The following is a 16,823-nucleotide window of genomic DNA, read 5'->3' on the forward strand; positions in this document are numbered from 1 at the left end:
CCTCACCCCCCGCCCTCTCCCAGAGGGAGAGGGAGCATGCGCAACACGACTCTTGGAGGTTCGCGATGTTGCTTCCTATCGATGAAGGTCTGCCTGGCTTTGACTTCGTGCATGATGCGCCATCTCTGGGCCGGTCGAAGGTGGCTTACGTGGTCGCTCCCTCTGGAGCCCCGCCCGCAAAGGGCTTCCCTGTTTGTTACATGTTGCACGCGTTTGGTGGGGACCGGTTCTCCTGGGCTCGTCATGGGAGGGAGTTCTTGGCCGAGCACAGGGAGCGTGTGCTGTTTGTCTTTCCCGAGAGCGGTCGGCGCTGGTTCATGAATGATGCGTCCGGGAAGCGATACGAGGACTATTTGATGGAGGAGCTCATCCCTGCCATCGAAGCCTCATTCCCCGTGGAGCGGGCCGCGCGTTCGAGAATCATTGGCGGCTTCTCCATGGGAGGCGCGGGTGCCGTCCACCTCGCGCTGCGTAACCCGGGGGTGTTTTCTCGCGCATTCGCCATCTCCGGGGCCTTCTATGCCTCGGAGCGGCAGGGCGATCCGTATGCCTCCCAGCGCGCGAGCGGGTGCATGATGCCCACCGAGGCGGAGCACAACCGCGTGTGGGGTCCCGTTGGGAGTGACATCCGGCGGAGCTACGACACGGGAGCGCTGCTTCGCAACGCCGCTGCCTCCGGGACCCTGCCAGAGCTCGCGCTGGAGGTGGGCACCGATGATTATCCGCGGGTGGTGGAGCAGAACCGCCGGGTGCATCGGACGCTGGATGAGCTTGGTGTCTCGCACGCCTATGCCGAGCACCCGGGAGACCATGGCTGGGGCTTCGCGGCCTCCTCGGCCCGGCGACTGCTCGCCAGCCTCCTCGGGAGCCCCTCCGTTTAGGGGGCCTGGAGGCGAGCGGAGAGGGGGGTTCTGGTCTCAGGCTGCACCTCGGGTCATCAAGGGGTTCCCCACCTGAGGCCAGGGAAAAGTATTCTGGCTCGACCCTATGAGCCCCCGCTCTACATCAGGAAGCAAACCCCAGACCCTCCGAGCCCGGCTGAAGGAGGAGGCTCGGGCCACCATCCTCGACGCGGCGGAGCAGGTGTTGGCCGAGCAGGGCCTTCACGCCGCGCGCATGGACGACATCGCCGCGCGCGTCGGAGTCTCCGTCGGAACGCTCTACAACTACTTCCAGGACCGGCAGCAGCTCCTGGAGGCGCTGCGAGACGTGCGCGGGCGCGAGCTGCTGGCCATGCTCGACACGGAGCTGGAGCGGAGCCAGGGACAGCCCTATCACGCGCGGTTGCACGGGCTCATCCGGTGCATCCTGGAGCATGCCCAGCTCCACTTCCGGCTGTTCTCCCTCATGCTGGAGGACGTGATGCAGCACGGCGTGGCCAAGGGGCAGGACCTGAATGACCATCAGGCGCACTGGCGAGAGATCTCCCGTCGCGTCGAGGACCTTGGGCGTCAGGGGGTCGAGGAGGGAGCCTTGCGGCCCGAGGATGCCCGCCACTACCCCACGCTGTTGCTGGGCATGGTGCGGGAGCTGCTCTTCCGACAACTCACCGAGAAGCAGCCCGAGCCCATCGATACGCTCATCTCCCTGCTGCTGCGCTGCTTCCTGGAGGGGGCCGCGCCGCGTCCCGGTTGAGCGCATGGGTAGGCTGGGCCTGACGTCCCATGGCCTTCCCACTTCGGCCGGGTTGTGGTGAGCTTCTCTCCGGTGCGCCTGGGCCGCGTGCAGCCAGCCTTCCGTCCGCGATGTCACGTCGCGGCTGCTGACGTTACCCATTGAAGAACGATGCAGTACGAGGTCCGCCTCGCGGGCTTCCCTGACCTCGTCTGCCTCTGCCGTGCAGGTGGCGGCGGTTCCAGGCGCACCGGTTTTATCTTCGGACCCCGGATGCCCAGCATGAACCTCGCCAGTCTCCTGCTCGAATTGAAAGCGCTGCTGGCAGACCCCGAGGCGAACTTCGACCGCATCACCGAGCTGCTCGAGCGCCACCAGGGGCTGGCCGAGTACGAGGTGGCCCGATTCTACGTGAGCCGTGTCTGGCAGGCGCCTGCCGAGCGCAGGTTGCGCAGCGTGGACGCGCGCGAGCGGTTGAAGGGCGTGCGGCAGCTTCCACTGCTCTTCTCCAGCACCACGGCGGCTCGGTTCCTCCGCCAGCGGGTGAAGGACCCGGACTCGCGCGTCGCCCAGGCCGCACGGGCCGCGGTGCGCCGGCTGGGGCTCTCGGACGTGGCGCCACCGGATCTCCGAGGAGACCCTCGTCGTCCGAGCAGGGGCGTGGGCGGGTGGAACCCCACCGGCTGGAACTTCGGCCTCTTCGGGACGGAGCTGCTCGGTCACAGGGCCCGGCGGGTGACGCGTCCGCCGCCGACCTCGGGCGAGCTGCCCGTGCTGCGCACCCGGGCCGAGGTGGCGGAGTTGGTGGGGGTGGCGGAGCCGGAGCTGGACGCGCTGATGCGTCCTGGCTCGGAGTCCGGCTCGGGGTACGTGGAGTTCGAGGTGCCCAAGCGCTCGGGCGGAGTGCGTCGCATAGCGGCGCCGCGCCAGAAGCTGAAGGAGGTGCAGCGGGTTCTCCTCGACAAGGTGCTCGCGCGCATGACGCCGCACCCAGCCGCGCACGGCTTCATCGAGGGCCGCTCCACGGTGAGCAACGCCGAGCCCCATGTGGGCGCCACGGCGGTGGTGCGGGTAGACATCGAGGACTTCTTCCCCACGGTGCACTACCGCCGGGTGAAGGGCCTGTTCCTGGCGCACGGCTACGGAGAAGAGGTGTCCGGAGTGCTCGCCGGGCTCACCACGCACCGCGCGAAGTTGCCGGATGGGACGGTGGTGTGGCCGGGGGTGTTGCCGCAGGGTGCTCCCACGTCGCCCGCCATCGCCAATCTCATCTGCCGGCGAATGGATGCTCGCCTGACGGCACTGGCCCGGAAGTTCGGCGCTACCTACACCCGCTACGCGGATGACCTGTCCTTCTCCTTCCGCGAGCCTCCCGAGCGTCTGGGCCGCTTCTTCTGGTGGCTCAACGCCATCCTCCAGCAGGAGGGCTTCGCGGAGAACAGTGGGAAGCGGCGGGTGATGCGGCAGGGTACTCGCCAGCGGGTAACGGGCCTGACGGTGAACCAGAAGGTCTCTGTTCCTCGGGAGGAGCGGCGCCGGTTCAAGGCCATTCTGGCCAACTGCCGCAAGCACGGGGTGGCCTCGCAGGCCAGGGGCCGGCCGGACTTCGAGCGCTGGTTGGAGGGCTACGCGGCCTATGTTCGCATGGTGCACCCGGAGCTGGGCGCGCGTTGGCAGGGCGAGGTGAAGGAGCTGCTCAGCCGATGAGCTCCCTGCGCGAGTTGTTGGCCCGCGTGGCCTCCCAGCCGAACGACGAGGAGGCTCGCCTGGCGTGCGCGGAGCTCCTTCGCGACGACGATGCTCCGCGCGCCGAGCTCATTCGGTCGCAGGTGGCGCTCTCCGCCCGGGGGTTGGATCCAGCGCAGCGGCGCTCGCTGCGCCATCGGGTGGAGGTGCTGCTGCGGGGGAATGAGGCGGTGTGGAGGGGTCGGTTGACGGCCCTGGGCGCGTTCGACTTCCAGTTCAGCCGGGGCTTTGTCGAGGAGGTGGGTCTCACCGAGCGGGCGCTCGCGGAGCACGGGGAGGCCCTTTTTGCGCTCGAACCCGTGCACCGGTTGCGGCTCGAGGTCCGCGACGGAGAGGGGTTGGCGCGGGCCGCGGCGCAGCCGTGGTTCGAGCAGGTCCGCTGGTTGAAGCTGACGGGGGAGGAAGGGGCGGACTCGGCGGTTCGGGCGCTCGCCTCCGCCGCGCATGCCGGGCGCCTGGAGGGGCTGGTGCTCCCCCAGGTGGACCCCGACGGCGTGGCCGCACTGGTGGAGAGCGTGGTGCTGACGGGGCTGCGCTCGCTCAGCCTCACGGGCAATGACGGGTTTGGAGACGAGTGCGCCGAGGCCCTCGCGGAGTCCCGGCTGTCGCTGGTGCGCTTGTACCTGTCGGCCACGGGCCTCTCCGACGAGGGGGTCTCTGTGCTGGCCCGTGCGAAGCCGCTTCGGTCTCTGGAGCTGCTCGCCCTCAACCGCAACGAGATCTCCGATGAGGGTGCCCAGGCGCTCGCGGCCAGCAAGGCGCTGGCGAATCTGCAGCGGCTTGAGCTGAAGGACACCCAAGTCGACGAGGAGGGCGCTCTGGCCTTCAGCTCCCCGCGGGCGTTGCCGAAGCTGCGCCACCTGGACATCCAAGGCATCGGCCTTAGTGCCCGAGCACTCGAGCTCCTGCTGAAGCGGCTCGGCATGGGCGTGAAGATCTAGGACTTCAGCGTCCCGGCCCGGCCGCCCCAAGATTGGTTGTCTACTCCACGTGTCGGGTCGGGTACACGACGGCAGACGTAATGCCAACTTCCCTGGACAGGTCCTCTGAGGTAGTACGCGCTATCTGACTGGAGAAGACATGTCCACGACCATCACCATCACAGCGCAAGAGCGAAGGTTTTTCGAACGCATCTACCAAGTCGTCGAGCAGGTACCCCCAGGGCAGGTGTCCACCTACGGAGACATCGCGCTCATCGTGGGAGGCGGGTGCGATGCCCGCATCGTGGGGCTCGCCATGGGCGACCTCGGGCCGCGCGCCGCCAAGGTGCCCTGGCAGCGCATCATCAACCGCTCGGGAGGCATCAGCACGCAGGGCTACAACCAGCGCGAGCTGCTGGTGGCCGAGGGCGTTGAGTTCGACGAGAAGGGCAAGGTCCACATGGACCGCTTCCGCTGGCCCGGGCCCAGTCAGGAATGGGCGGCGAAGCACGGCTTCACTCCGCTGCCCGCGCGTGGCTCGGGCAAGGAGGAGGACAAGTCCCAGATGCGCCTGTTCTGAGCCTTCAGAACTGGAAGTAGATGAAGCTCTGCCCCGGTGTGCCGATGACCATGGCCACAGCTATGCAAGTGGCCACCGCGGGCCAGAGCAACACAGGACGTTGTCGCAGTCCGGTGTGCTCGGCGAGCGCGGACACCCCGTGGCACACCACGAGCCCCGCGCCCACCAGCACCAGCGTCAGCACCGAGGCATAGGTGACGTCCGACGTCACGGCGGGCACGTGCATGCCGCGCAGCACCTGTAGCGCCGAGGTCAGGGTCTCCGCTCGGAACAGCACCCACCCGAGCACCACCAGGTAGAACGTCCCCGCCTGCTTCACCCAGCGCAGGCCCGCGGGCGTGGCCGCTCCAGAGAGTCCGGGGAAGCGCGCCGCGAGCAGGTGCGAGGCCACCAGCAGCAGCCCGTGGTACGCGCCCCAGAAGACGAACGTCCAGTTGGCCCCGTGCCACAGCCCGCCCAGCAGCATGGTGAGCAGCAGGTTGCGGTAGCGCCCGTTCCGGTTTCCACCCAGGGGAATGTAGAGGTAGTCCCGGAGCCACGTGGACAGGGACAGGTGCCAGCGCCTCCAGAAGTCCACGGGCGAGGTGGCCAGGTACGGCAGGTTGAAGTTCGGCGGCAGCTCGAAGCTCAGCAGCAGCGCCACGCCTATGGCGATGTCCGTGTACCCCGAGAAGTCCGCGTAGATCTGCCCCGTGAAGGCCAGGGCCCCTGTCCAGCTCTCCAGCGCCCCCACCGGCCCCACGCTCCCGAAGAGCCCATCCGCCACCGGAGCCAGCAGGTCCGCCACCGTCTTTTTGAAGAGCCCTACCGCGATGAGCAGGTAGCCGCGCTGGACCTGTTCCCACCGGGGCGGCTCCATCCGCTCGAATTGGGGCAGCAGCACTGACGCTCGGATGATGGGCCCCGCCACCAGGTGGGGGAAGAAGGACACCGCCGCGACGAACTCCTCTGGCCGCTCCCTCGCCTTCAGCTCTCCCCGGTAGACGTCCACGGTGTAGCTCATGCTCTGGAACGTGTAGAAGGAGATGCCCGCCGGGAGCACCAGCGAGAACGTGGGCTCCGGTACCGCGACTCCGAGCAGCGTCAGCAGCCCGTGGGCCGAATCCGCGAAAAATCGCGCGTACTTGAAGAGCGCCAATACCCCCAGGTTCGCGGTCAGGCTCACTACCAGTAGCAGGCGTCGCCGCCGCTCGTCCTGCGAGCGGCCGATCTCCCGCGCCAACCAGAAGTCCAGCAGCGCGGTGCCCAGCAACAGCGGCACGAAGCGCACATCCCAGGCCCCGTAGAAGACGAGGCTCCCACCCGTGACGAGCCATAGCTTCGCCCCGCGCGAGCGGGCGACGAAGTGGAACGCCACGAAGAAGACCAGGAAAAAGACGCCAAACAGCGCGGTGTTGAAGAGCATGTCAGGCCAACGACGGCCATTCTACCGGTTGGTAAGGATCTGGCACACCCCGAGATCGATCTCCCCGGTCCGCGCATATACTCACGCCCCTTATGGAAGGACGCCTGGTCCTCAAGAATTGCTCCATCTTCCGTGCGGACGGCCGGGGTCGTACCGGCATGGCCATCGTCATCGAGGAGGGGCTCATCCGCCGCGTCGCCCCCGACGCCGAGGTGCCCGTGCTCCCCGGGGACTGGGAGGTCTCCTGCCGCGGGCGGCTGGTGATGCCCGGCCTCGTGGACTGTCATGCCCACCTCGTGGGGGATCAGCTCGTCCCCACTGTGGGCGAGCTCCTCCTGCACCCGCCCCAGTACCGGCTGGAGCACGAGCTCCGCCTGGCCGCGCACCTCACCGCCTCGGACGTGGAGGTCCTCTCCCGCCATGCCATGGCCCGGGCGCTGCGCTCGGGTGTCACCTTGGTGGTGGATCACCTGTCCTGCCCGGGTGACGTGGTTGGCGCCCTCGATGCCCAGGCACGCGTGGCGGAGCAGCTCGGCCTGCGGTTGGTGGCGAGCCATTCCACGCACAGCCTGGGTGGTACCTCCCAGGCCGAGGCCCAGGCAGAGGCCAACGCCGACTTCGTCCGGCGCCGGGGCGCCCATCCGCTGGTGCGCGGTGCGTTCGGCTTCCATGCCTCGTGGACGAGCGCGAACCCCTTGCTGAAACTGCTCGGTCGCCTGCGGGATGCATCCGGCACGCCCGTCGTCTTCCACCTCTCCGAGGGAGACCACGACCTGGCCACCACCTGGTCGCAGCACTTCCAGCGCGTGGTGCCCCGGCTGGAGTCCTTCGGGTTGCTCGGGCCGCTCACGGTGGCCGCGTACGCGCGCTCCGTGGACGACGCCGAGTCCACGCGCCTGGCTGCGTCCGGTACCTGCGTGGCGCTCGGTCCCGGGGCGGCCCTGCTCCTCGAGCCCAGCAGCCGGGCCCTTGAGACGCTGCACGGGCGTCAGAACCTGATCGGTCTGGGCAGCGCTGGCCACGGCAACCTCTGGGACGCGCTGTCCGCCGCCCTCGTCACGGCGTTGGGGGCCGCGCGAGGCTCGCGCCTGGTGGATCCGGATGGCGTGCTGGTGCAGCTCTTCACAGAGGGCCCCGCCGAGCTGTGCTCACGGCTCTTTGGCCTGCCCTCCGGTGCGGTGGAGGAAGGGCGCCTCGCGGACCTGGTGGTGTTCGACTGCGTGCCCGCGCTGGACAAGGACAGTGGGCAGGCTCCGCACCTGCTCGGTCAGGTCAGCCGCTCCCGGGTGGCGTGGAACATCGTCGGGGGTCGCGTCACCGTGCGCGAGGGGCAGGTGCTCGGCGTGGATGAGGTGGAGCTGGCGAACGAGGCCGCCCGCGTGCTTTCCGATGTGTGGGCGCGGGCCCGTGTGCCGGAGGCCGCGGTCCCTGTCAGCCCGGTGGTGCGCCGGCGATGAGCCCTCCCACCTCCGACCTGGTGGACGTCCTCCGCCAGGCCCGCGAGCGACGTGCCCCGTTGCGGGAGGATCCACGAACCACCGCCTTCCGGCTCGTTAACGGCGAGCCCGATGGTGTCCCCGACGTGACGGTGGACGTCTTCGAGTACCTCCACGTGGTGAGCCTCTACCGCGACTTCTCCCCGGCGGAGGAGCAGGCGCTGCTGGGCGCCATCGAGTCCGCGTGGGCGCCGCGCAGCGTGTATCTCAAGCGGCGGCCCAAGGAGGCGCGCCACCTGGCCAACGTGGCGAAGGAGCAGCTCGCCCCCGAGCAGGCCGCACGCGGTGAGTCGTTGGAGTCGCTGGTGGCGCTGGAGAACGGGCTGCGCTTCCTCATCCGTCCGGGGCAGGGCCTCTCGGTAGGCCTCTACCTGGACATGCGCGACACGCGGGCGTGGCTGGCCGGGGAGGTGCGTGGCCTCACCGTGCTCAACCTCTTCTCGTACACCTGCGGCTTCGGCGTGGCGGCCACCTCGGGCGGGGCGAAGCGGGTGCTCAACATCGACGCCAGTCGTCGCGTGCTGGAGTGGGGGGAGGAGAACGCTCGCCTCAATGGCCAGTCGGTGGATCGCTACGACTACGTGGCGGGGGATGTCTTCGACTGGCTCGGCCGGCTGGCGCGCAAGGGGGAGACGTTCGACGTCGTGGTGACGGATCCGCCCTCCTTCGCCACGACGCGCTCCAGCCGCTTCTCTGCCGCTCGGGACTACGCCTCCCTGGCCGAGGCCGCTGCCAGGGTGGTGGCCCCGGGGGGACGGTTGGTGGCGTGCTGCAACCTCGCCACGCTGGCGTCCCGCCGCTTCGAGGCCATGGTGACCGAGGGGGTGTCCCGGGCTGGACGCAGGGGGAGGGGAGTGCTCGACCTGGGGCCTTCTCCGGTGGACTTCCCGGACTCACCCGCGCATCCGGCTGCCCTGAAGGTGCGGGTGCTCGAGCTGCCTTGAGCCCGCTCAGGAGGCCATCAGGCGCTTGAGCAGCACCTCCAGCTCGTCGAAGTCGAGTGGCTTCACGAGGTGGGCATCGAAGCCCGCCTCGCCTGATTGCTCTCGGTCTGATTCCTGGCCAAACCCCGTCACGGCGACGAGCCGGAGGCGTGGAGTCGGCTGTTGTTGGCGCAGCAAGCGGGCCAGCTCGTAGCCGTCCATGAAGGGCAGGCTGATGTCCAGCAAGGCCAGCTCGGGCTGGAATGCCTCCGCGATTTGGAGGGCTCTCGGACCGTCATAGGCGACGCGGGCCTCACAGCCCAGGAGCTCCATCGACTCGGCAAGGATGTCGGCGGCGTCCTTGTTGTCGTCGACGATCAGAACGCGTGTGGGCACGTCTCGAGCATTCCTGTTCTTTGAGAGAAGGATGCAGTCCGGTTGTAGTGACCCCAAGGAGGGGGTGCAATTGACGCAGGCCGTTCTCCCTCCCAGGAAACAACCGGACGACGCCGCCGATACGCCAGGCGCCCTCCTCGGAACCTCGGAACATTGGCCGACGAGGCGTCGGGAGCGGTATCGTGGTTCTTCCGATGTCGCCCGTCGCCCCGCGAACCCCCGTGCCTTTCGGCCAGTACCAGCTCGTCGACCGCCTCGCCGTAGGCGGCATGGCGGAGGTGTTCCTCGCCCACCACTCCGGCCCGGACGGCTTCGACAAGCCCGTGGTCATCAAGCGCATCCGGCCCCACCTGTCGCGGCAGCCGGCCTTCGTGCGCATGTTCCTCAACGAGGCCCGGCTGGCCGCCCAGCTCAACCACCCCAACATCGTGCAGATCCACGACCTGGGGAAGGTGGGCGACAGCTACTACATCGGCATGGAGTACCTCTTCGGCCGGGACATGCGGCGGGTCGTCCCCAAGGCCGAGTCGCTGGGGATTCCCTTCCCCATGGTGTACGCGCTGAAGATCGCCTCGTCCGTGTGCGAGGGCCTCTACTACGCGCACCAGAAGGTGGACCTGTACGGGGCGCCGCTGAACATCGTCCACCGGGACGTGACGCCGGAGAACATCTTCGTGTGCTTCGACGGCTCGGTGAAGGTGCTGGACTTCGGCATCGCCAAGGCGGCCAACCGAGTGGAGCACACGCGCGCCGGCGAGCTGCGCGGCAAGCTCAGCTACCTCAGCCCCGAGCAGTGCCTGGGCAAGCCGCTGGACCATCGCAGCGACCTCTTCTCCCTGGGCGCCGTGCTCTACGAGTGGCTCACCGGCTTCAAGCTCTTCACCGGTGAGTCGGATGTGGCCGTCATGCGCAGCATCGTCGAGGGCAAGGTGTACGCGCCCTCGTACTTCCGCGCGGACATCCCCGAGCAGGTGGAAGCCATTCTCATGAAGGCGTTGGAGCGGGACCGTGACAAGCGCTACCCCACGGCCTGGCATTTCCAGCAGGACCTGGACCGCTTCCTCAACGCGTACGAGTTCACCCCCACCCATCTCCACCTCTCCAACTTCCTCAAGCAGCTCTTCTTGGACGAGCTGGAGGAGGAGCAGCAGCGGCTGCGCCCTCAGTCCACCTCGCCCACGCCCGCGTCCACCACGGAGACGGAGATGGAGTCGGTGGCGACCGTGGAGGAGCCCGCCGCTGGCTCCGGCGGCGAGCGCATTGTCCCGGTGCCCGTCAGTGCCGCGCAGCTGGAGGCGCTGGAGTCGCTCGCTCGCAAGCACAACGTCGCCGTGGGGAAGATGGTCGGGGACATCCTCACGTCCTGGCTCAAGTACCGCTGACATGCCCCGGTTGAAGCTGACACTCGAATACGACGGCACCCAGTACGTGGGATGGCAGGTCCAGCCCAATGGTGTCTCCATCCAGGCTCGGCTGGGACAGGCGTTGGAGCAGCTGCTTGGCGAGCGTGTGTCGGTGGAGTCGGCCGGCCGGACGGATGCGGGCGTGCATGCCACCGGGCAGGTGGTGTGCTTCGACACCGAGCGCACGCTGCCCCTCAAGGCGTACTGGATGGGGCTCAACCGCTTCCTGCCGGAGGACATCGCCGTGGTCCGCGCCGAGGAGGTGCCCCCGGACTTCGACCCGCGCCGCTGGTCCCACGGCAAGCGCTACCGGTATCGGGTGAGCAACAAGCCCTCGCGCTCGCCCCTGCGCCGCTTCTCCCACTGGGAGGTGTTCGCCCCCCTGGACGTGGAGGCCCTGCGCCGCGGTGCCGCGCACCTGGTAGGCCGGCACGACTTCTCCTCCTTCCGCGCCTCGGACTGTCAGGCCGCTCACCCGGTACGTGAGGTGCGCCGGGTGGTCGTCCAGGGCACCTCCGGGGATGAGCTCTCCGTCACCGTGGAGGGCACTGCCTTCCTCAAGCACATGGTGCGCAACCTCGTGGGCACCTTGGTGGAGGTGGGCAAGGGGCGCCGTCCTGACTCCTGGGTGGCCGAGGTCCTCGCCGCACGCGACCGCAAGCGCGCCGGCCCCACCGCCCCAGCCCATGGGCTTGTGTTGGAGGAGGTCTTCTATGGAGACGGCCCGCCTCCTCGTACCCCAGGCAGCACAGCGGACGGCGAAGACGAAGAGTGAGGACTGTCCGTACGCCCCCGGGCCGTGCTTGCGCTAGGCTCCGGTTCCCGTGAGCACCCCGAAGAAGGTCGTCCTCGAACCCCTGCGTGTCCGCGTCCGACGCCTCCAGTTCACCGCGGGGCTCGGCTTCCTCTCGTTGGTGCTCGGCTCCATTCTGAGCGCGGCGCTCACCGTGAGGCTCGTCGGTCGGATTGAGGCGCTGCCCCTCGTGGCCCTCCGCTTTGGCGTCGCCCTGGTGCTGCAGAATCTGTGGCTGCTCGTCGTGCTGCCCTTGCTGTGCTACGGCGCCGCCCGTGTCATTGAGCTGCGTCCGTGGTCCACCGCGCTCGGGGCTGCGTTCACCGGTCAGTTCTTCATCCTCGCGCTCGAGTTCGTGCAGGACGGCGTTGATGGGTGGCTGGAGCGCGGGTGGTTGTTCACGGCGCTTCATTGGGGTGCGTTCGTCGGTGGGGTGGTGCTCAGCCAGCGGGCTGTTGTTCGGGGTCGGGCCGCCGCGGGGAAGCAGGCTCAGCAGGCGCAGCAGCAGGCCGACGCGCGCAAGGACGAGTACGCCGAGTTCCTTCGAGAGGCCGAGCGCGCGGGAGAGAAGAGCGCCCAGCGTGAGGCCTCGAAGAGCGGGGAGCAGGCCGTGCCTCAACCAGCCCCCGGAGTGGAATCGCCCGAGCAGCGGTCCGAGGCGCAGTCCGAGACTCAGCCCGAGGCTCGGTCCGAGGAGCAGCCTGAGGCCCGGTCCGAGGACGTACCGAAGGCTCCTGCTGTCTGAGCTTCATCCGTGCACCACGCGTTTGACGCCCCGGCGTAGCAGCAGGTCGGGCACCTTGAAGCGGTGGTCGCCCCGCAGCACCAGCCGCTCGCCCTCTACCGAGCCGGTACAGGCGAGGCCCCGTTGCAGGGCCTGCAGCCACGTCTGGAGCTCGGCCGCGGGGAGGCCCAGTCCTTCAACCACCGTCACCTCCGTGCCTCCTCGGCCCGTCTCTACCCGTACCACTGCGCGCTCGGGACCGTTGGGCGGGGGCTCGTCAGGGAAGTCCTCTCGGCTCACCTGCGGCTTCGTGGAGGGCAGCGCGTCGCGCAGGCTCTCAAGCCGGGCGAACGGGTTGTTGAAGCCCTTCGTCTTCGTGTCCTTTGGGTTCGCCATGGGGTGGCTCCTGTCAGGTGGGCAGCTCGAGGGTCCGGGAGGAGCCCACGTGCTGGAAGCCCAGGCGCTCGTAGACTCGCCGTGCCGGGTTGCCGTCGCTCACGACGAGACTGAGGGCGGGGAGCTCCGCCTGGGTCGAGAGCCACAGGGCCCGGCGTAGCAGCGCGGCACCCAGACCGGCATAGCGGGGAGCGGGGTTCCGGTACACCTCGATGACCCAGGGGCCCCCATGGGGAGGGCTCCCTTCTCGGAGGGTGACGAGGCAGGCTCCGACAACCGTGTCCCCCTCGAGGGCGAGCCCACTGCACGGCAGGAGCGGGCCGAGCAGCTCACCCGCGAGGATCCGCGCGACTTCGTTCCGGGCCTCCTCGGGCGTCCAGCCGGAGTGATCCGGGTGGCCTGGCGGGTACGCCTTCAGCAGCAGTGGCGCGAGTGCCTCGGCGCTGCGATTGACCGCCGTGAGCTGGTAGCCACCTGGTGTCTCGGGAGTGCTCCATGCGACGGGGGCAGGAGCGGCTCGTAGGTCGCGGGAGTAGCTGTGCGCATGCCTCACCACGCGGGCACCCCGAGCGATGAGCGCCCCAGCGAGCGCCTCGTCGTCCGTGGAGAGCGCCCAGCCGCGCAGGGCCGCGAGCAGCACGTCGGCGCAGTGTGTGGCGTCCACGTGGGGGATGCGCCACGCGAGGTCTGCCCAGGGCCGCCCCTCGCGTGTGGAGAGCGCATGGGTGAGCACGGGAGCTCCGGCCGCATCGCGCACGATGTGGCGCGGGAGCTCCGTGCCAGCCCAAGGGTCTCCGGGATGCGTCGTGTCGCTCGTGTTCATGGGCTCATCTCGTGGCGTTGCGTTCTCATGGCACCCGGCGCCCGACGAGGCGGGTGACGATGTCCTGGAACTCCTCGGGGCCGATGTCGAGCTGCTCGACGACATAGCCGTAGAGCATGGCCGTCGGAACGGAGCGGCCCCCGCGCTCGTGCTCGAGCCGGTGCAGCGTGTGGAGGATGATGCGCTCGACGCGGGTGAGGCCGTCACGCACATCGGGGATGTAATCGCGTGGATCCATGGGCACTCGCGAAGCCTCCAGCGCGGGCAGCCTATGTCACGTCCGGCTGCTCGCCCGTCTGTTCTTTAAAGCACGGGACTGGCATGTCTTTCCGTCTTTCCAGGATGGCCAAGATCCATCCGTCGAGCCAAAATGCCGTGCGCACAGGGGAGACGAGAATGGCGGAGAGTCCCATCGACAGCATCTGCCCCGAAGAGAACTTCGTGCGGGAGGCCGCTTCGGGACGTTTCCCGGAGGCGGAGGTCGCGCGGCTGCTCGACCATGCGGAGAAGTGCCCTGCGTGTAGCCGGATGCTGGTGCGCAGCGGCGTCTCCTCGTTGTCAGAGGACGTGCCCACCAACGTGGTGATGGCGCCCGCGCCCCTGCCCGAGAGCCTTCCCGAGGAGGAGCTCCCTCGCGGCGCGACGGTGGGCCGCTTCATGGTGCTGGCGAAGCTGGGCTCTGGCGGCATGGGCGTGGTGTACGCCGCGTATGATCCCGAGTTGGATCGCAAGCTCGCCCTCAAGCTGCTCCACCCGAGGTCCGACCAGGTGGAGAAGAGCGGCGGACAGGTCCGCCTGCTGCGCGAGGCGCAGGCGATGGCGCGCCTGTCCCATCCCCATGTCATCTCCATCTACGACGTGGGGACGTGGCATGAGCGCGTCTTCATCGCGATGGAGCTGGTGGAGGGGCCCTCGCTGCGCGACTGGCTCAAGCAGGGGTCGCGCACCTGGCGCGAGGTGGTGGAGGTGTTCCTCGCCGCTGGACGGGGGCTCGCGGCGGCGCATGCGGCGGGCCTGGTGCACCGCGACTTCAAGCCGGACAACGTGCTGCTGGGGAAGGACGGCCGGGTGCGCGTGCTGGACTTCGGCCTCGCCCGGCAGGCGTCGGCGTCCGAGGAGCCACTCCCTCCGCCCAAGGAGCCCGAGGTGTCCCTTCCCGAGCGGGGCAGCTCGCCGCTGGATACGCCTCTCACCCGCGCGGGCCTGGTCATTGGCACGCCGGCCTACATGGCGCCAGAGTCGTACGGCGGAGGCGTCTTCGACGCGCGGGCGGACCAGTTCAGCTACTGCGTGGCCCTCTACGAGGCGCTCTATGGCGAGCGGCCCTACGGCAGGACTCCGGGCCCGCCCTCCACGTGGCGCACTCCGGAGCCGCCTCGCGATGGCCGTGTGCCCGCCAGCGTGCGGCGCATCGTGCTGCGTGGGATCGACCCGAAGCCCGAGCAGCGCTTCTCCTCCATGGAGGCCTTGCTCGAGGCGCTCGGTCAGACGCTGCCGAAGCACCAGCGCCACTGGATGGTGGCCGCGAGCATCCTGCTGCTCTCCCTGGGCATCGGGCTGCCCCTCCAACTCCGGGCTCCCGCTGAACAGCCCTGCCGGGGCGGTGCTCGCCGCCTGGAAGGGCTGTGGGATGCGCCTCGCAAGGAGGTGCTCGGCCAGGCCTTCCGTGCCACCGGCAGGCCCAACGCGGACGAGTCCTGGACGCGCACGGCGCAGGTGCTGGACAGCTATGCCCAGGACTGGGTGTCCATGCACACCGAGGCCTGTGAGGCCACGCGGGTCCGGGGCGAGCAGTCCGACGAGGTGCTCTCGCTGCGCATGGCCTGTCTGGAGCGGCGGAGGCAGTCGCTCCAGGCCCTCACCGACGTCTATGCCCACGCGGATGCCGCGCTGGTGGACCAGGCGGCGAAGGCCGCCCACGCGCTGCCTTCCCTCGCGGGCTGCTCCAACGTGGAGGCGCTGCGGGCCACCCTCCGCCCGCCGGAGGACGCGGCCAGCCTCGAGAAGGTGGAGCAGCTGCGGCTCCGGTTCGCCGAGGCTCGGGCTCTCTTCGACAGCGGCCAGTTCAAGCCCGCCCTGGACCGCATCGGCAAGCTCGCGGAGGAGGCGGAGGCCCTGCGCTACCGCCCGTTGCAGGCCGAGGTGCTCGAGTTGCGAGGAGCCCTGGAGGAGAAGGCGGGGAACTTCTCGGCGTCCGAGGCTTCGCTCCGGCAAGCGGTGTGGGCCGCGGAGGCCGGCCGCCACGATGAGGTGATTGCCTCGGCTTCGGCCCGGCTGGTGCGCTCGGGGATGCTCCAGGCGCACTACGACAAGGGCCGTGAGTGGGCGGACCACGCGCGCGCGGTGCTGGAGCGGATGGGCGGGGATGATCGCATCGAGGCCTTCGTTATCAACGCGCTGGGAGCCATCCACCTGCGCGAGGACAAGACCGAGGAGTCCCTGGCGCTCTTCCGTCAGGTGGTGGCGCTGCGGCAGAAGGTCTATCCCCCCGAGCATCCGGAGGTGGCGGCGGCCCTCAACAACCTGGGGGCCTCGCTCGTCAAATCAGGGCGGGTGGACGAGGCGCGTCAGGTGCTGGCCCGGGCACAGGCCATCTACGAGAAGGCGCTGGGCCCCAACCACCCGGAGACGGGCAACGCGCTGCACAACCTGGGACAGCTGGCGTTGAAGGCCGGAGATGATGTGGCGGCCCTGGGCTACTTCCAACGGGCCCTGGCGGCGCGGGATACGGGGCTGGGTGCGGAGCATCCGGAGGTGGGCTCGACGCTGGACTCCCTCGGCGGCATCCAGGGGAACCTGCACCAGTACGCGCAGAGCCTCATCTCCTACGAGCAGAGCGTGGCCATCCGGAAGAAGGCCTTTGGACCCGGGCACACGGATGTCGCGACCAGCATGGTGGGCGTGGGCAATGCCCTCAGTGGGCTGGGCAGGAAGAGCGAGGCGCTGGAGCAATTCCGGCAGGCGCTGCGGATCGCCGAGGCGGCGCCGGAGCACAACGCGGTCGACCTCGTCTACCCCCTGTTCGGCAGCGCTGGCGTGCTCAGAGACCTGGGCCGGCGCGCCGAGTCCCTGGCCGACTATCAGCGTGCGCTCGGCCTGGCGGAGAAGGAGGTGGGCAAGGACTCCATAGAGAGCGCCATCGTGCTGGAGGGGCTGGCCGACTGGTACCGCGAAGGCGGTCAACACCGGCAGGCGCTGGAGCACTACAAGCGGGCCCTCGCGGTATACGAGAAGCGGTTTCCAGCCCATCATCCGGATGTGTTCGGACCCCTCGTGGGGATCGGCGAGTGTCAGCTGGCGCTGAGCGCTCCGGCCCAGGCGATCGCGCCTTTGGAGCGGGCCCTGACGTTGGTGGGTGCTCCACGCCTTCCGGCGGAGCGGGTGGCGGACCTGCGGTTCCTCCTGGGCCGTGCTCTCTGGGAGGGCGGCGCGGAGGACGTACGGGCACGCGCTCGGACGCTCGCCTCCCAGGCCTACAAGGAGCTTCTCGCGGAGCACAAGGAACCGAAGGCCTCCCGGGTCGCGGCGTGGCTGGAGGCGCATGGCGGACAGTAGGGGAGGTGCCTGACCCTCCCTGGCTGGTCCTCGTCCCGGCGGTGCGGAT

16 protein-coding genes are annotated in these 16,823 nt (G+C 69.1%); 11 read left to right on the forward strand and 5 right to left on the reverse strand.

Annotation, left to right across the window (positions count from 1 at the left end):
* Positions 1–65 precede the first annotated feature (65 nt).
* From F0U60_RS19240 to F0U60_RS19260, 5 genes are all read left to right on the forward strand, one after another.
* On the forward strand, positions 66–881 hold the full coding sequence (locus F0U60_RS19240; RefSeq protein WP_395822063.1) for an alpha/beta hydrolase: 816 nt from the start codon (positions 66–68) through the stop codon (positions 879–881).
* Between the two features lie 106 nt (positions 882–987).
* On the forward strand, positions 988–1,635 hold the full coding sequence (locus tag F0U60_RS19245) for a TetR/AcrR family transcriptional regulator (RefSeq protein WP_395822065.1): 648 nt from the start codon (positions 988–990) through the stop codon (positions 1,633–1,635).
* Between the two features lie 261 nt (positions 1,636–1,896).
* Positions 1,897–3,321, forward strand: coding sequence for a reverse transcriptase family protein (locus F0U60_RS19250; protein WP_395822067.1), 1,425 nt, complete (start codon positions 1,897–1,899; stop codon positions 3,319–3,321).
* Positions 3,318–4,301, forward strand: coding sequence for a TIGR02996 domain-containing protein (locus F0U60_RS19255; protein ID WP_395822069.1), 984 nt, complete (start codon positions 3,318–3,320; stop codon positions 4,299–4,301). The genes F0U60_RS19250 and F0U60_RS19255 overlap by 4 nt, the downstream gene beginning before the upstream one ends.
* A gap of 139 nt (positions 4,302–4,440) precedes the next feature.
* The gene (locus tag F0U60_RS19260; RefSeq protein ID WP_395822071.1) at positions 4,441–4,860 is read left to right on the forward strand and encodes an MGMT family protein; all 420 of its coding nucleotides are present in this window, start codon (positions 4,441–4,443) and stop codon (positions 4,858–4,860) included.
* 4 nt (positions 4,861–4,864) lie between these two features.
* Here the strand turns inward: F0U60_RS19260 and F0U60_RS19265 are convergent, their stop codons facing one another.
* Positions 4,865–6,265: an MBOAT family O-acyltransferase gene (locus F0U60_RS19265; protein WP_395822073.1), complete on the reverse strand. Its 1,401-nt coding sequence runs from the start codon at positions 6,263–6,265 to the stop codon at positions 4,865–4,867.
* Between the two features lie 92 nt (positions 6,266–6,357).
* Between F0U60_RS19265 and F0U60_RS19270 the strand changes: the two genes are divergently transcribed.
* Both F0U60_RS19270 and F0U60_RS19275 read left to right on the forward strand, forming a co-directional pair.
* The gene (locus F0U60_RS19270) at positions 6,358–7,722 is read left to right on the forward strand and encodes an amidohydrolase family protein (RefSeq protein WP_395822075.1); all 1,365 of its coding nucleotides are present in this window, start codon (positions 6,358–6,360) and stop codon (positions 7,720–7,722) included.
* The gene (locus F0U60_RS19275; RefSeq protein WP_395822077.1) at positions 7,719–8,705 is read left to right on the forward strand and encodes a class I SAM-dependent rRNA methyltransferase; all 987 of its coding nucleotides are present in this window, start codon (positions 7,719–7,721) and stop codon (positions 8,703–8,705) included. Before F0U60_RS19270 ends, F0U60_RS19275 begins: the two co-directional genes overlap by 4 nt.
* A 6-nt stretch (positions 8,706–8,711) precedes the next feature.
* Here the strand turns inward: F0U60_RS19275 and F0U60_RS19280 are convergent, their stop codons facing one another.
* Positions 8,712–9,080 (reverse strand): response regulator, encoded by a 369-nt coding sequence (locus F0U60_RS19280; RefSeq protein WP_395822079.1) that lies wholly within the window; start codon positions 9,078–9,080, stop codon positions 8,712–8,714.
* 194 nt (positions 9,081–9,274) lie between these two features.
* On the opposite strand from F0U60_RS19280, the gene F0U60_RS19285 reads away from it, so the two are divergent.
* Genes F0U60_RS19285 through F0U60_RS19295 form a run of 3 tightly spaced genes read left to right on the forward strand, consistent with a single transcriptional unit; the run spans position 9,275 to position 12,021 of the window.
* Positions 9,275–10,462 carry a serine/threonine protein kinase gene (locus tag F0U60_RS19285; protein ID WP_395825308.1) on the forward strand — a complete coding sequence of 396 codons (1,188 nt, stop codon included), beginning with the start codon at positions 9,275–9,277 and terminating at the stop codon, positions 10,460–10,462.
* Position 10,463: 1 nt separating this feature from the next.
* The gene (gene truA, locus F0U60_RS19290) at positions 10,464–11,258 is read left to right on the forward strand and encodes a tRNA pseudouridine(38-40) synthase TruA (protein ID WP_395822081.1); all 795 of its coding nucleotides are present in this window, start codon (positions 10,464–10,466) and stop codon (positions 11,256–11,258) included.
* Positions 11,259–11,307: 49 nt separating this feature from the next.
* Positions 11,308–12,021 (forward strand): hypothetical protein, encoded by a 714-nt coding sequence (locus F0U60_RS19295; RefSeq protein WP_395822083.1) that lies wholly within the window; start codon positions 11,308–11,310, stop codon positions 12,019–12,021.
* A 3-nt stretch (positions 12,022–12,024) separates the two neighbouring features.
* Here the strand turns inward: F0U60_RS19295 and F0U60_RS19300 are convergent, their stop codons facing one another.
* The 3 genes from F0U60_RS19300 to F0U60_RS19310 are packed head-to-tail and all read right to left on the reverse strand — an operon-like array spanning position 12,025 to position 13,457.
* Positions 12,025–12,396, reverse strand: a complete 372-nt coding sequence (locus tag F0U60_RS19300) for a translation initiation factor (RefSeq protein WP_395822085.1) — start codon at positions 12,394–12,396, stop codon at positions 12,025–12,027.
* Between the two features lie 13 nt (positions 12,397–12,409).
* Positions 12,410–13,219 carry a GNAT family N-acetyltransferase gene (locus F0U60_RS19305; RefSeq protein ID WP_395822087.1) on the reverse strand — a complete coding sequence of 270 codons (810 nt, stop codon included), beginning with the start codon at positions 13,217–13,219 and terminating at the stop codon, positions 12,410–12,412.
* Positions 13,220–13,244: 25 nt separating this feature from the next.
* Positions 13,245–13,457 (reverse strand): hypothetical protein, encoded by a 213-nt coding sequence (locus F0U60_RS19310; RefSeq protein ID WP_395822089.1) that lies wholly within the window; start codon positions 13,455–13,457, stop codon positions 13,245–13,247.
* 158 nt (positions 13,458–13,615) lie between these two features.
* Here F0U60_RS19310 and F0U60_RS19315 point away from each other — a divergent pair, with 158 nt between their 5' ends.
* Complete coding sequence (locus F0U60_RS19315) at positions 13,616–16,774, forward strand: tetratricopeptide repeat protein (protein WP_395822091.1); 3,159 nt, start codon at positions 13,616–13,618, stop codon at positions 16,772–16,774.
* Positions 16,775–16,823 lie beyond the last annotated feature (49 nt).

The sequence above is a fragment of the Archangium minus genome, from assembly GCF_044360475.1.
GTDB classification, from domain to species: domain Bacteria; phylum Myxococcota; class Myxococcia; order Myxococcales; family Myxococcaceae; genus Archangium; species Archangium minus.